Raw genomic sequence first — 14,166 nt, forward strand, 5'->3', positions numbered from 1 at the left:
AGCCTCAGGCGCGGATACCGCCGGCCGTCAGATGCAGCAGGCGGTCCCGCGCGGGCCGCCGCGCTTTCGGAGTGCGTCACCAGTACCAGCGACGCACCGTGCTCGCGGGTCTGGCCGATGAGCAGTTCCATCACCTTCGCCGCGGTGGTCGGGTCGAGGTTGCCCGTGGGTTCGTCGGCCAGCAGCAGGGCGGGGCGATGCACCAGTGCACGCGCAATGGCCACGCGCTGCAGCTGCCCGCCCGAGAGCGTCTGCGGCAGCCGCGCACCCATGCCGGGCAGGCCCACCGCCTCGAGCATGTGCGCAATGCGCTCTTCGTTCTCCTTCTGCTGCCCCAGCAGCATCAGCGGCAGCGCCACGTTCTGCGCCACGTCCAGGTGCGGCAGCACGTGGAAGGCCTGGAATACGAAGCCGACGTGGCGCCGCCGCCAGAGCGCGCAGGCCTCGCCGTCGAGCGCGCCGATGTCGGTGCCGTCGTGCGTCACCGTGCCCTGGTCCCAGCTGTCGAGGCCGGCCATGCAGTTGAGCAGTGTGGATTTGCCCACGCCCGATTCGCCCACGATGGCGACGAACTCGCCGGGCTCGACGGTGAGCGTCACGTTCTCGAAGACAGGCGCATCGCCGTAGTGCTTGCCGAGGTTTGAAATGCGAAGCGTCATCTGGGAGCGACGGCCTTTGCCATGAGTTGAACGGCGGCCTGCACCGCATCGGGTGCGTCGCAGGCGATCACGGTGCGCTGCGGCATGCTGCGCAGCCAGGTGATCTGCCGCTTGGCGAGCTGGCGCGTGGCGGCGATGCCACGCTCGCGCAGGTCGGCCATGGCCCTTGCGTCGGGCGCCGCGCTGCCGGCTGCATCGAGCGTTTCCCAGGCCTGCCGGTAGCCGACGCAGCGCATCGAGGGCAGGTCGGTCGAAAGATCGCCGCGCGCACGCAGGCCGCGCACCTCGTCGAGGAAACCGGCGGCGAGCATGGCGTCGAATCGCTCGGCGATGCGGCCGTGGAGCCATGCGCGGTCGGTGGGTTCGAGCGAGAACAGCGCGCCGCCGTCGACCGCGTTAGCTGTCTTGTTGTCCCTCGCGTGAAAACTCGACAGCGGCTGACCACTGCTTTCCCACACTTCGAGCGCGCGCTGGATGCGCTGGCTGTCCTGCGGCGCGAGCCGAGCGGCAGTGACCGGATCGACCTGCGCGAGCCGCGCATGCATGGCGGGCCAGCCCAGCGCGGCTGCGTCGGCGTCGATTCGCGCGCGCACGGCGGCGTCGGCCGCGGGCATGGCGTCGATGCCGTCGAACAGCGCCTTGAAATACAGCATGGTGCCGCCCACCAGCAGCGGCAGCGCGCCGCGCGAGCGGATCTCATCGATGAGCCGCGTCGCATCGGCCACGAAAGCGGCGGCGCTGTAGCTCTCGCGCGGATCGAGGATGTCGATCAGGTGGTGCGGCACGGCGGCCTGCTCGGCGGCAGTGGGCTTGGCGGTGCCGATGTCCATGCCGCGGTAGACCAGCGCCGAATCGACCGAGACGATCTCCACCGGCAGCAGGCGCGCGAGCGCCAGCGCAGCGGCCGTCTTGCCCGAGGCGGTCGGGCCTGCGAGTGCGACGTAGCGCGGGGGATTCGAGCGGGGAGCGGCGTCGGGAGATGCCGCCGTGGCGGCCTTTGCGGCCTTCGTGGCCGCTTCGGAACTGGGAGACATGGTGCGCCGAGCGTAGCAAATGGCGCGAGCCCGGCCGAATGCCGGGGCTTGGTGGCGTGGCCCCGGGTCAGATCGCCGAGGGCACCGGCTGCTCCAGCTTGCCGCTCACGTCCTGCGGGGTGAGCGTGCCGCCGGCCGTCGGCGGCGCCAGGCGCGGTGTCGGCCGCTGCACGCCGGCGTTGCTGGCGACCATGTTCTCCGGCTTCATGCGGAAAAGCTGCGTCAGCGCCGCGCGGTACTGCGCCTCGCCGATGGAGTTGGTGTTGTGGTGCGAGCCGCCCTCGACCAGCACGAACATCTTCGGCACGGTGGCCGCGTCGTACAGCTTGCGGCCCAGCGTCGGGTTGATGAGGCTGTCGGCGGTGCCGTGCACCACCAGCAGCGGCGCTCCGATGTCCTTGACCTTGTTGATCGCCTCGAAGCGCTGCGTGATGAGCGGACTGAAAGGCAGCCAGCCCCACTTGAAGCCGCTGACCACGTCGGCGATGGAGGTGAAGGTGCTCTCCACGATGGTGCCGCTCTCGTCGTTGACGTGCGCCGCCAGGTCGATGCCGATGGCGCCGCCCAGCGAGTGGCCGAAGATGTAACGGTGCTGCTTCGGGTGGCGCGCGGCCAGCCAGGTCCAGGCGGCGCGGGCGTCCTCGCGGGCCGATTCCTCCGAGGGCAGGCCCTTGGAGCTCTTCCCGAAGCCGCGGTAGTCGATGGCCAGGACGGAAAAGCCCAGCTCGTGCATGCGCTGGATGCGCGGTGCCGAGCCGGCCACGTTGTAGCGGGCTCCATGCAGGTACAGCAGCACCGGCGTGGCGGTGGTCTCGGGCGCGCCGCCCAGCCACAGGCCGTGCAGCCGCGCCGGCTCGCCGGTAATGGAGGACTGGAAGTCGATCCAGACGTCCTCCATGCCCTGGGTCATGGAGGCGGTGTTGCCCCAGCTGCGGTCGCTGGGCTGGAAGATCCATTCGCGCTGCTGCTCGTCGAGCGTCGAGCAACCGGCGGCGAGCAGGGCACACAGCGAGAGGACAGACGCGAGGAGGGTCCAGCGTTTCATCATGGGGTTGAGGGACAGCGAAGTCGGCTCGAAAGTTCACCTGCTTTCACCTTGATGCGCCGACACAGCATCAAGGTAACTCCCCGAAACAGCGCTCAACCGGCGCTTTACAGAACACATGCAACGTATGTGCCCACGCTTCCGCCGACTGAGGAAAACCCTAGAAAAAAGACCTAAAAAGTCCGAAAACCGCTGATTGGCCCCGTCAACCCCGTTTATCGGCCACGCATGAAGAGCGAGTCGAGCTCGCGCACCGAAAGCTGGCGCCAGGTCGGCCGGCCGTGGTTGCACTGGTCCGAACGCTCCGTTTCCTCCATCTGGCGCAGGAGGGCGTTCATTTCGTCGATGGTGAGCTTGCGGTTGGCCCGCACCGCACCGTGGCAGGCCATGGTGGACAGCAGCTCGTTCTGGGCGCGCTGCACGACGGTGCTCGCGTCGTGCTGGCCCAGCTCGGCGAGCACGCTGCGCGCCAGTTCGACCGGATCGCCGTCCGCCAGCGTTCCGGGCACGGCGCGCACCGCGAGCGTGCGTGCCGAGAAGGGCGTGATTTCCAGGCCCAGCGTCGGCAGCACCTCTGCACAGGCTTCGGCTGTGGCCACCTCCTGCGGCGTGGCCGCGAAAGTGGCCGGAATCAGCAGCGGCTGGCTGGTGATGGCTTTGCCGTCGAGCTGGGTCTTCAGGCGCTCGTAGACGATGCGCTCGTGCGCCGCGTGCATGTCGACGATCACCAGGCCCTGGCTGTTCTCGGCCAGGATGTAGATGCCCTGCAACTGGGCCAACGCGCGGCCGAGCGGCCAGGCTTCGTCGTTGGTGGCGATGGATTGCGCACCGGCGTTCGGCGCCAGGGGCAGGCCGGCCGGCGCCTGGAAGCCTGCCGGGGCCGCGCTCGCGGCGGGCCAGGGCGGCGGCGCGGCGGGCTCCGCCGCGTGCAGCGGAACCTGATCGCCGCTGCGCTGGGGCCACATGGCCTCGAAGTCGCCGGTGCCACGCTGCTCGCGCGGCGTGAAATCCATGGCCGGCTGGGCCCAGCCGGCGTTCGACGGCAGGGGCGCCGGCTTGAAGAAAGGCTGCGGCGCGCCAGGTGGCGCTACCGCGTCGCCGGCACGCGGTGCCGCCAGCGCGTCTTCCACGGCGTGGCGCACCGCCTGGTGCACCTCGCGTCCGTCGCGAAAGCGCACTTCGATCTTGGTCGGGTGCACGTTCACGTCGACCCGCGACGGATCGATCTCGAGGTACAGCGCATAGACGGGCTGGCGATGGCCGTGCAGCACGTCTTCGTAGGCGCTGCGCACCGCATGCGACAGCACCTTGTCGCGCACGAAGCGGCCGTTGACGTAGAAGAACTGCTGGTCGCCGCGCGAGCGCGCCGCGTCTGGGATGCCCGCGCGGCCGACCACGCGCACCGGGCCGCCTTCGCGGTCGACCGCCACGCTCTGCGCCACGAACTCGTCGCTCAGCGCATCGGCCAGCCGCTGCTCGCGCGTGGAGGCGGCGCGCCATTGCTCGACCAGCTTGCCGTCGTGCCAGATCGAGAAGCCCACCTCGGGCCGCGCCAGCGCATGGCGGCGCACCGCCTCGATGCAATGGGCCAGCTCGGTGGCGTCGGTCTTCAGGAACTTGCGGCGCGCCGGCGTCGCGAAGAACAGCTCGCGCACCTCGACCGTGGTGCCGGTGGAGCGCGCCACCGGCCGCAGCTCGCCGGTGCGCCCGTCGAGCGCGAAGGCGGTGTCGGCACCGGCGAAGCGCGAAAGAATGCTGAGTTCGGCAATCGAATTGATGGCCGCCAGCGCCTCGCCGCGAAAGCCCATCGTGCCGACCGTCTCCAGGTCGACGAGGCTGGCGATCTTGCTGGTGGCGTGGCGCCGCAGCGCCACGGTGAGTTCTTCGCGCGGAATGCCCAGGCCGTCGTCTTCCACCGAGATCAGCCGCACGCCGCCCGAGGCCAGCCGCACCGTGATCTGGCTCGCGCCCGCATCGAGCGCGTTGTCCAGCAGCTCTCGCACCACCGAGGCCGGACGCTCGACGACTTCACCGGCGGCGATCTGGCTGATCAGCTCGTCGGGGAGTTCGCGGATGGGGCGGCGTTCGGCGGGGGTGATGGAGGTGGGGAGGGCGCTCACCGGGGCATTCTAAAAGCGCGGGTTCCGGGGCGTCGGCTCAGGGCTGCTGCAACTGCTTGAACATGACGTACGCATCCACGAAACCATGCCGTGGATGCCTGAACGCCCCAGGCAGCGTGCCGACGATCGCGAAGCCCATCTTGCGCCACAGGCGCACAGCGGCTTCGTTGGTGGACACCACGAAGTTGAATTGCATCGCGCGAAAGCCCATGCGCAGGGCCTCCTGCTGCGAGTGTTCGCACAGCGCCGATGCCACGCCCATGCCGCGCGCCGCATCGGACACCACGTAACCGCAATTGCTTACGTGCGAGCCCTGGCCGGGCTGGTTGGGGCGGATGACGTAGGTGCCAAGCACCATGCCCTCGTCGTTGCAGGCGACGAAAGTTGCCGTGGGTACTTTCATCCACGAGTCGCGCGCCTGCTCTTCGGTCACGTCGGGGGGATAGGTGTAGGTATCTCCGCGGCGAAAGGTCGGCTCGAGCACCGACCAGATGGCGGGCCAGTCAAGCTCGGTGGCGGCGCGTATGTGCAGCATGGGGTGATTCACGAGGGCGTGGGGGCGAGCAAGGATAATCCGCGGCCATGGAAATCATCAGCTTTCTCGTCGACTTCATCCTTCACGTCGACAAACACCTCGAGGCCTTCGTCATTGCCTACGGCCCCTGGGTCTATGCCTTGCTGTTCCTCATCGTCTTCGTGGAAACCGGCGCGGTGGTGATGCCGTTCCTGCCCGGCGACTCTTTGCTCTTCATCGTTGGCGCGCTGTGCGGCGCGGGGCTCATGAACTATCCGCTCGCCTGCGCAATACTGATCGCGGCGGCGATCCTGGGCGACCAGTGCAACTACTCCATCGGCCGCTACTTCGGGCCGAAGGTGTTCCAGTGGGAGAACTCCCGCTTCTTCAACCGCAAGGCCTTCGACCAGGCCCATTCGTTCTACGAGCGCTACGGCGGCATCACGATCATCCTCGCGCGCTTCATGCCCTTCATTCGCACCTTCGCGCCCTTCGTGGCGGGCGTGGCCGAGATGAGCCGCGCGAAGTTCACGATGTTCAACGTGGTGGGTGCATTGATCTGGGTGCTCGGCATCGCCACCGCCGGCTACTTCTTCGGCAACCTGCCGTTCGTGCGCCAGCATCTCGACAAGATCATCTGGGCGCTGATCTTCGTGCCGGGGCTCCTGGCCATCTATGGTGCCTGGAAAGCCTCCAAGGCCGAGAAGGCGCGCGAGGCGCAGCAGGCTTCGCAGGCCTGATCTTCCGATCTCATCAAGCAACGAAAAAGCGCGCCCCAGGCGCGCTTTTTCATTCAGGCCCGTTCAGCGTTCAGGCCGCATCCCGGATGCCTCAGTAGTTCGGGCCGTTGCCCGGGTAGTAGCCGCTGCCACGCGGATAGCGCTGCTGGTTGTAGTAGTTGCGCTCGTCGGCGTTGCGGCCGACCTGGTTGCCGATGATGCCGCCGATGGCCGCGCCACCCACCGTGCTCGCGGTGTTACCGCCAATGGCATTGCCCACCAGCGCGCCGCCCACCGCGCCCACGCCGGTGCCGAGGTTCTGGTTGGGGCCGCTCGCGCAACCCGCGATCGTCAGGGCCGAAGTGGCTGCAGCAGCAGCGATCCAGAGACGTGTGTTCATGATGTCCACCTTTCGAGGAAGTGATGCTTCATCATCACCAACAGGCGGGCCCATGCCGTGTAGGAACCTGCCGCACGTGCCTGTGCGCTCTCCTGGGGCGTCCGGCGTGGGACAGGAGTGCACGCTTTGGCTTTACACGGAAAGCCAAGGCGTGGAAACGTGGAACTACAGCTGCCTGCTGCGCGCCAGCGGCGGGTTCTGCGCGAAGTAGCGCTGGATGCCGCGCATCAGCGCATCGGCCAGGTTCTCCTGGTAGTCCACGCGGCGCAGATTCGCTTCTTCTTCCGGATTGCTGATAAAGGCGGTTTCCACCAGCACGCTCGGAATGTCGGGCGCCTTCAGCACCGCGAAGCCGGCCTGTTCGACCTGGCCCTTGTGCAGCCGCGCGCCGATGCCCTTGATCTCGCCGAGCATCGCGCCGCCGAGCTTCAGGCTGTCGTTGATCTGCGCGGTGGTGCTCATGTCGAGCAGCGCGCGCTGCACCTGGGCCTCGTGATTGCCCACGTTCACGCCACCGACGCGGTCGGCGTCGTTCTCCTTGTTGGCGAGCCAGCGCGCGGCGCTGCTGGAAGCGCCGCTCTGGCTCAGCGCGAACACGCTGGCGCCGCGCGCGGCGGGGGTGGTGAAGGCGTCGGCGTGGATGCTCACGAACAGGTCGGCCTGCACGCGTCGCGCCTTCTGCACGCGCACGCCCAGCGGCACGAAGAAGTCGGCGTCGCGCGTGAGGAAGGCGCGCATCGGGCTGCCATTCACACTGCTCGCGTTGATGCGCTGGCGCAGGCGGTGTGCCACCTGCAGCACGATGTCTTTCTCGCGCGTGCCGTTGGGGCCGATGGCACCGGGGTCTTCGCCGCCGTGGCCGGGGTCGAGCGCCACGATGATGATGCGGTCGGTGCGATTGGCCGTGGCGGCAACCGGTGGTGGGGGCGGCGCGGACGGTGTAGGGGGCCTGGCGGGCGCGGCGGCCACCACGGGAGGCGGTGGCGGCGTCAGGGGCCTGTCGCCGCCGGCCGCTGCGGCGGGAGGCGGCGATTGCGGGCCGGGCCGCATCGACTGCTGCGCCATCAGGTCGCCCAGCGGGTCCGTGGCCGGCGCAGGCGCGGTTGCCGGCGGTGCAATGGCGACCGCGGAGCCGCCACCCGAGGTGCGCGGCGCATCGCGCAGGCGCTCGGCGATCAGCGCCTCCATCGGGTCCACCGCCTGCTCGGGGTAGAGGTCGAGCACCAGCCGGTGCTTGTACGCGGCCACCGGCGCGAGCGAGAACACCTGCGGCACCACGGCCTGCTTCAGGTCGAACACGATGCGCACCACCTTCGGCGCGTTCTGCCCGACGCGCAGGCCGTTGATGAACGGGTCGCCCGGCTTGATCTTGCCGACGAGTTCGCGCAGTTCGGGGTTGAGGTCGATGCCCTCGATGTCGACCGCGAGCCGCGGGGGGCTGCCCACCACGAGCTGCTGCGAGTTGAGGCGTGCGTCGGATTCGATGGTCACGCGCGTGTAGTCGGCGGCGGGCCACACGCGCACTGCGAGGATGCTGGCTCCGCGCGCGATCTGGTGCACGCCGAGCATCAGCGCGATGCTGCCGCCCTGCAGCAGTACGCGCCGTTTGAGGCCGCCCGCCTTCATGCGGCGATGCGCGCCAGCAGATCGCTGCCGCGAGCGGTGTTCGCGAGGAGGGTCACGCTGCGTGTGTCGTCAGTCATTGCTTCTATTTTAATAGCGAGGTCGGCAATTGGCGTACGGCCCGCGGCGTTGTCCGGCCATTCGGCCAGCTTGAGGCCCGGTCCCGCGAAGATGTCGCGGAAGCCGGCGTCGTCCCATTCGCGCGGATCGGCGAAGCGATAGAAGTCGAAATGGAAGATCTGCAGCCCGTCGGGCGCCTCGTGGGGCTCGACCACCGCGTAGGTGGGGCTCTTGATGCGTCCGGAGATGCCGAGGGCGCGAAGCAGGTGGCGTACGAAAGTGGTCTTGCCGGCGCCGAGGTCGCCATGCAGTTCGATGAAGGCGTTGCTCAATGCGGGCGCCGAGGCCAGCTTCTGCGCGAATGCTTCGGTGTCGGCTTCGCTGCACCAGCGCAGGCTGCGGGTGCTCTTGTGCGTTTCTACAATCGGCAAGTGATCGTCAGCCATCCACTCGTTGTTCGTATTCAGGCCTTGGCCCGGGAACTCGGATTCTCCCAAATCGGAATCGCGGGCGTCGATCTATCGAGCGCCGAGGCCGGTCTGATGCAATGGCTGGCCCATGGGTTCCATGGCGAGATGCAATACATGGAAACGCACGGCACGCGCCGCGCGCGTCCTGCCGAGCTGGTGCCGGGCACGGTGAGCGTGATCACCGCGCGCATGGACTACCTGCCGCGCAGCACCGAGCCCGAATGGCAGGCCATCGAGTTCGATCGGCTCAAGCGGCCCGGCGAGGCCATCGTCTCGGTCTACGCACGGGGCCGCGACTATCACAAGGTGCTGCGCAACCGTCTGGCGAAGCTGGCCGAGCGTATCGCCGAGGAGGTCGGCCCCTTCGGCCACCGCGCCTTCACCGATTCGGCCCCCGTGCTCGAGGCCGAGCTGGCCTCCCGCAGCGGTCAGGGCTGGCGCGGCAAGCACACGCTGGTGCTCGACCGCGACGCGGGCTCGATGTTCTTCCTGGGCGAGATCTACGTCGACATGGAACTGCCGCCCAGCGAGCCCGTCACCGCGCACTGCGGCAGCTGCAGCGCCTGCATCGACGTGTGCCCGACGCAGGCCATCGTGGCGCCGAAGAGGCTGGATGCACGCCGCTGCATCTCGTACCTCACCATCGAGCATGGCGGGTCGATTCCGCTGGAGCTGCGCCCGCTGATGGCCAACCGCATCTACGGCTGCGACGACTGCCAGCTGATCTGCCCCTGGAACAAGTTCGCCAAGAAGAGCACGCTGCCCGATTTCGACGCGCGCGAGGAACTCACCGGCCGCACGCTGGCCGACCTGTTCGCATGGACCGAGCAGGATTTCCTTCGCCGCACCGAAGGCAGTCCGATCCGCCGCATCGGCCATGAACGCTGGCTGCGCAACATCGCGGTGGCGCTGGGCAATGCGGTGCGTTCGGGCGAGGGCGGTGCGAAGCAAGCGCTGGCGACGCGTGCCGAGCACCCGAGCGAGCTGGTGCGCGAGCACGTCGCCTGGGGTCTCGCGCAGGACCCCGCGAACTGAGGCTTCAGGCCGGCAGGATCTCGCGCACGCGCTCCCACGGCCGGCACATCAGCGTGCCGCGAGGCGACACCACGATGGGCCGCTGCAGCAGGATCGGGTGCTCCACGATGAAGTCGAAGATCTGGTCGTCGGTCCATTTCGGATCGGCGATGTTCAGCTCCTCGTAGGGCGCTTCCTTGGTGCGCAGCAGGTCGCGCGCGCCCATGCCCATGGCCTTGGAGAGCTCGCGCAGCTTCTTCTTCGAGGGCGGTGTTTCAAGATAGAGAACGATCTCGGGCTCCACGCCGCTTTCGCGGATCAACGACAGCACGTTGCGAGACGTGCTGCAGTTGGGCTTGTGGTAGATCGTCATCGGGTAGGCGGTGGTGGGGGTTCGTGCGGTCATGGTGCCGATGATAGAAAACAGGCGCCGCTCAGCTTTCCTGCGCGTCCATCGAGAACGGGAAGCGCGCCGCCCAGAACTCCGCCAGGCGCGGGTCGGCATCCACGCGGCGCACCACCCGAGCCATGCGCGGCGCCACGCGGTAGAAGCGCCTGCGGCGCGGCGTCCAGCGCGACACCACGGTCACGTACAGGTCGAGCATGCTGCTCTTGTCGCCCAGCAGGTAGGGCGCGGGCTCGTCGATCTGCGAATCCATCAGCTGCCAGCAATGCGCGATGCGCTCGGCGGTGCGTTCGAGCATCGCCGGCTGCGCGGCGGGGTCGGGCACGAGGCGCGAAGGCTCGTCGCGCACCCAGAACATCGAATAGATGGCGGCCGGCAGGTAGACCATCCAGCGCAGGTAGCGCGCACGCAGCGGGTCGTCGGACGCGGGGCAGAGTTGGGCCTCGGGATAGCGGTCGCCCAGCCAGATCAGGATGGCTGCGCTCTCGGTCATCACCTCGCCCGAAGGCAGCACGAGCGCCGGCACCTGCCGCATCGGGTTGACGCCGGCGACCCGCTCGCGCTCGGCCTCGCCCTCCCAGGGGGCGATGTCGATGGCCTCCACCTGCGCGCCGATCAGCGTGAGCGCGGCGTGGATGGGCGTGGCGCCCGAGCCGGGCGCGCCGTAGAGGGTGTAGCGGTCTTCGCGGGCGGAGGCGGATGAGGTACTCATCCGCGCAGGTTACGCAGGCCCGCTGCCGCTGTCACGTAGGTCAGGCGGCCAGAAGCGCGTCCACCTTCTTCAGGCCTTCGAGCGTCTTGAAGCAGGCCTCGGCGACTTCGGTGCCCTTGACCGCGAAGTGGCGGTGGAAGTACTTGCGGTGCTCCACGTGCTCGTGGAAGTGGTGGGGCGTGAGCACGGCCGAGAAGATCGGCACGTCGGTTTCCAGCTGCAGCGACATCAGCGTGCTGACCACCGTGTTCGCCACGAACTCGTGGCGGTAGATGCCGCCGTCGACCACCAGCGCGCAGCCGATGATGGCCGCGTACTTGCCCGAGTTGGCAAGGCGCTTGGCGTGCAGCGGGATCTCGAAGGCGCCCGGCACGTCGAAGATGTCGATGAGATCGCGCGCCACGCCGAGGCGGTCCATCTCCTCGAGGAAGGCGTCGCGCGCCTGGTGGACGATGTCGGAATGCCACTGCGCCTCGACGAATGCGATGCGCGTGCCGCGTGGCGAACCCGACGCGGTGACGGCGGAAAGGGGAAGGTCGTTGATCTGACTCATGGTTTGCCTCTGAGAAAGCAGGTTTCCTGAATCAGGGCGCACGAAACCGCAAGGCAGCTCGCGCGCGGGCCAAAACCGGACGCGCGGGCAGACCCGCATTTCGCGCTCTCTTTCATCCGGACTGTGACCGTCGGCTTCGGAATCGCACCGAATCTGCTGACCCCGAAGCTCGTTGCAAGCTCCGGGCGCTCGCGGGCTTGTGCGGCTTTTCCTTTCGGAAGACGCCGCCATCACCGCCGGTGGGGAGTTTCACCCCGCCCTGAGAACGCTTGCCGCCCGGCGAACCGCGCGGCGGGGGCGATTCTAGGCGGCGCCTGCCGCACGAGCCTGTCGCCCCTGCGCCAGACCTTCACCCGGCCGGGGATTTTCTTCAGAAGCGATACGTGGCCGCCGCAGTCACGGTACGGCGCTGGCCGTAGAAGCAGTCGCCGCGCGCCAGGCAGGTGGTGAGCTGCACCTTGTCGGTCAGGTTGCCCACGTTGAGCGACAGGCGCAGCGGGCCGTTGTCCCAGGCGAACATCGCGTCCAGCAGGGTGACCGCAGGCACCGGGTTGGCGTCCATGCCGTCGTACGACTTGCCGATGTAGCGCACGCCGCCGCCCACCGAGAAGCCAGGCACGCCGCCGATGGAGAAGCGCCGCATCAGCCAGGCCGAGGCCGTGTGCTTCGGCACGCCCGAGATGCGCTTGCCCAGGTCGGTGCCGGTGCTGCGCGAGACGCGCGCGTCGGTGTAGGCGTAGGAGGCGACCCAGTCCCAGTCGCGGCCGATGCTGCCCTTGTATTCGAGCTCCAACCCCTTCACGTGTACCTCGCCCAGCTGCACGCTGTTGAGCGGGTTGGTCGGGTCGGTGGTCTTGCGGTTGGTGTCGCGCAGGTCGTACACCGCCGCCATGAACGAGGTGCGCTGGCCTTCGGGCTCCCACTTCACGCCGGCTTCCCACTGCTTGCCGCGCTGGGGCTTGAAGGGCGTGTTGTTCACGTCCACGCCGCCCAGTGGCAGGAACGACTCGGCATAGCTCAGGTACGGAGCCCAGCCGCCGTCGGCCAGGTACACGAGGCCGGCGCGCTTGGTAGTGGCCTTGTCGTCGACCGCTGCGGCGGGGCGGCCCTCGGTGTCGGTGGTGGCCTTGTCGTGGCGCAGGCCCAGCAGGCCGATCCAGCGGCCGTACTTGACCTGGTCCTGCAGGTAGACGCCGGCCTGCTTCTGCAGCACCGCGGGCTGCCGCGTGAGGAAGGTGGGCGCCGTGTAGTTGCCGTACACCGGTGCATACACGTCGAGCGCGCCCGCGCGGCCGCGGCCGGTGAGCTGCGAGGTCTCGTTGCGTTGGAAGTCCGCGCCGACCAGCAGCGTGTGCTCCACCGCGCCGGTCTTGAAGTGCGCCTCGGCCTGGTTGTCGAGCAGCAGCATCTTGCCGCCGTTGAGCTGCACGATCAGGTCGCGCTCGATGGTGCGCTGGTCGGCATTGAACACCGGCCGTGCCGGGCGCCCCGTGAGCCGGTTGGCAGTGAAGCTGGTGTACGAGGAGTTGTAGACCACCTTGCTCTCGGTCGAGCGCAGGTTCTGCCTGAAGGTCCAGGTGTCGTTGAAGCGGTGGCTGAACAGGTAGCCCAGCGAGGTGTTGCGCGTGTCGTAGCGGTCGAAGCCCGGCTCGCCGGTGAAGGTCGAGGTGGGAATCTGGCCGTACAGCGACGGCAGCAGCGTGCCCTGCCACGGGAAGAAGCCGATCAGCGAGCCGCTCTTGTCCTTCTGATAGAGCGCCTGCAGCGTGAGCGAGGTGTCTGCGCTCGGGCGCCAGGTGAGCGAGGGCGCGAGCAGGATGCGGTCGTCGGGCACGTGGTCGACCTGCGTGCCGCTGTCGCGGTTGACGGCCACCAGGCGGTAGAGCCACTTGCCTTCGGTGTCCAGCGGCCCGGTGAAATCGGCCGCGACCTGCTTGCGGTTGTGGCTGCCCAGCTGCACCTGCACCTCGCGCTGCAGCTCGGCCTGCGGGCGCTTCGACACCAGGTTCAGCACGCCGCCGATGCCCCCTTGCCCGTAGAGCACGGAAGAGGGCCCGCGCAGCAGCTCGACCCGCTCCAGCATGTACGGATCGGCGCGCGTGGTGTTGTAGGTGCCGTAGCTGCGCTGCAGCCCGTCGAGGTACTGGATGGCGTCGCCGCCGCGCACCTTGAACGAATCGACGCGGCTGTCGAAGTAGCTCGACACCACGCCGGCCGTGTAGTTGGTGGTCTCGCGCAGCGTGAGCGCGCTCTGCGCTTCCATCTGGTCGCGCGTGACCACCGAGATGGCCTGCGGCGTTTCGATCAGCGGCGTGTCGGTCTTGGTGGCGGTGCCGCCGCGCCTGGCGACGAAGCCGGTTACGGGGCCGGTCGCGCTTTCGACCGATTCACCGGTCACGGTGATGGTCGGCAGGGCCTTGCGGGTCTCGGCGGATTCGTCTTTTTCCTCGGCGTAGGCCGGTATGGCGGCGCCCAGCGCCATGGCGGTTGCCGCGAGCGTGGCGCGGCGGGTATGCGTGATGCGCCAAGTGGGGCGCCAAGCCGGGCGCCGATGCTTCTTCGATGTCATGTGCAGCTTCTCCTGTGTCCTGCGTTTGGGGGGAGTGGCTGCGGCGCGCGCCGAGTGCGGGCGCGCCATGGCTTCTCGTCTCTGATCCGGTTGATTCCGTCGATCCGGACGAGCGCAAACCGGCGGCTCGCTTCGGGCTGGCGGCCGGTGTGTTTTGTGGGTTCTAGTTGCGTCGTCGCGGGCAGCCGTTGCGGCTGCGGTCTTCGTTCCTTCGAAGACGGCTTGCGCGCCCGTTGCGGGCGGCTGGCTGAGCGGGCGGATTATAGGA

The 14,166-nt window shown here is 68.4% G+C and carries 13 protein-coding genes, 1 pseudogene and 1 riboswitch; of the genes and pseudogenes, 2 read left to right on the forward strand and 12 right to left on the reverse strand.

Annotation, left to right across the window (positions count from 1 at the left end; genetic code table 11):
* Positions 1-4: 4 nt before the first annotated feature.
* The 5 genes and pseudogenes from ACHMXA_RS14710 to ACHMXA_RS14730 form a co-directional block, all read right to left on the reverse strand.
* Positions 5-659, reverse strand: a pseudogene (locus ACHMXA_RS14710) (ABC transporter ATP-binding protein).
* Positions 656-1,693 (reverse strand): tRNA (adenosine(37)-N6)-dimethylallyltransferase MiaA, encoded by a 1,038-nt coding sequence (miaA, locus tag ACHMXA_RS14715; protein ID WP_395321134.1) that lies wholly within the window; start codon positions 1,691-1,693, stop codon positions 656-658. The pseudogene ACHMXA_RS14710 and the gene miaA overlap by 4 nt, the downstream one beginning before the upstream one ends.
* Positions 1,694-1,760: 67 nt before the next feature.
* Positions 1,761-2,741 carry an alpha/beta hydrolase gene (locus ACHMXA_RS14720; RefSeq protein WP_176667401.1) on the reverse strand — a complete coding sequence of 327 codons (981 nt, stop codon included), beginning with the start codon at positions 2,739-2,741 and terminating at the stop codon, positions 1,761-1,763.
* Positions 2,742-2,953: 212 nt separating this feature from the next.
* A complete protein-coding gene (gene mutL, locus ACHMXA_RS14725; RefSeq protein WP_395321135.1) occupies positions 2,954-4,858 on the reverse strand; it encodes a DNA mismatch repair endonuclease MutL in 1,905 nt (634 codons plus the stop codon).
* A gap of 37 nt (positions 4,859-4,895) precedes the next feature.
* Complete coding sequence (locus tag ACHMXA_RS14730) at positions 4,896-5,393, reverse strand: GNAT family N-acetyltransferase (RefSeq protein WP_395321137.1); 498 nt, start codon at positions 5,391-5,393, stop codon at positions 4,896-4,898.
* 47 nt (positions 5,394-5,440) lie between these two features.
* Between ACHMXA_RS14730 and ACHMXA_RS14735 the strand changes: the two genes are divergently transcribed.
* Positions 5,441-6,112 (forward strand): DedA family protein, encoded by a 672-nt coding sequence (locus ACHMXA_RS14735; RefSeq protein WP_176667404.1) that lies wholly within the window; start codon positions 5,441-5,443, stop codon positions 6,110-6,112.
* A gap of 91 nt (positions 6,113-6,203) precedes the next feature.
* Here ACHMXA_RS14735 and ACHMXA_RS14740 read toward each other — a convergent pair whose 3' ends face one another.
* The 3 genes from ACHMXA_RS14740 to tsaE form a co-directional block, all read right to left on the reverse strand.
* Entirely contained in the window at positions 6,204-6,491 is a 288-nt protein-coding gene (locus tag ACHMXA_RS14740) for a glycine zipper domain-containing protein (protein WP_176667405.1), read from the reverse strand.
* 165 nt (positions 6,492-6,656) lie between these two features.
* The gene (locus ACHMXA_RS14745) at positions 6,657-8,117 is read right to left on the reverse strand and encodes an N-acetylmuramoyl-L-alanine amidase (RefSeq protein ID WP_395321140.1); all 1,461 of its coding nucleotides are present in this window, start codon (positions 8,115-8,117) and stop codon (positions 6,657-6,659) included.
* A complete protein-coding gene (gene tsaE, locus ACHMXA_RS14750; RefSeq protein WP_132750631.1) occupies positions 8,114-8,620 on the reverse strand; it encodes a tRNA (adenosine(37)-N6)-threonylcarbamoyltransferase complex ATPase subunit type 1 TsaE in 507 nt (168 codons plus the stop codon). Before tsaE ends, ACHMXA_RS14745 begins: the two co-directional genes overlap by 4 nt.
* On the opposite strand from tsaE, the gene queG reads away from it, so the two are divergent.
* Positions 8,606-9,679, forward strand: a complete 1,074-nt coding sequence (gene queG, locus ACHMXA_RS14755; RefSeq protein ID WP_395321142.1) for a tRNA epoxyqueuosine(34) reductase QueG — start codon at positions 8,606-8,608, stop codon at positions 9,677-9,679. The genes tsaE and queG overlap by 15 nt on opposite strands.
* 4 nt (positions 9,680-9,683) lie before the next feature.
* On the opposite strand, the gene arsC is transcribed toward queG, so the two are convergent.
* From arsC to ACHMXA_RS14775, 4 genes are all read right to left on the reverse strand, one after another.
* A complete protein-coding gene (gene arsC, locus ACHMXA_RS14760) occupies positions 9,684-10,064 on the reverse strand; it encodes an arsenate reductase (glutaredoxin) (protein ID WP_019653340.1) in 381 nt (126 codons plus the stop codon).
* A 28-nt stretch (positions 10,065-10,092) separates the two neighbouring features.
* Positions 10,093-10,776, reverse strand: coding sequence for a glutathione S-transferase family protein (locus ACHMXA_RS14765; protein WP_395321144.1), 684 nt, complete (start codon positions 10,774-10,776; stop codon positions 10,093-10,095).
* A 40-nt stretch (positions 10,777-10,816) separates the two neighbouring features.
* Positions 10,817-11,329, reverse strand: coding sequence for a 6,7-dimethyl-8-ribityllumazine synthase (locus ACHMXA_RS14770; RefSeq protein ID WP_176667411.1), 513 nt, complete (start codon positions 11,327-11,329; stop codon positions 10,817-10,819).
* Between the two features lie 100 nt (positions 11,330-11,429).
* Positions 11,430-11,600, reverse strand: a riboswitch (FMN riboswitch).
* 99 nt (positions 11,601-11,699) lie between these two features.
* On the reverse strand, positions 11,700-13,898 hold the full coding sequence (locus tag ACHMXA_RS14775) for a TonB-dependent siderophore receptor (RefSeq protein ID WP_395321146.1): 2,199 nt from the start codon (positions 13,896-13,898) through the stop codon (positions 11,700-11,702).
* Positions 13,899-14,166: the final 268 nt, after the last annotated feature.

The sequence above is a fragment of the Variovorax sp. UC74_104 genome (assembly GCF_044055375.1).
Lineage (GTDB): Bacteria > Pseudomonadota > Gammaproteobacteria > Burkholderiales > Burkholderiaceae_C > Variovorax.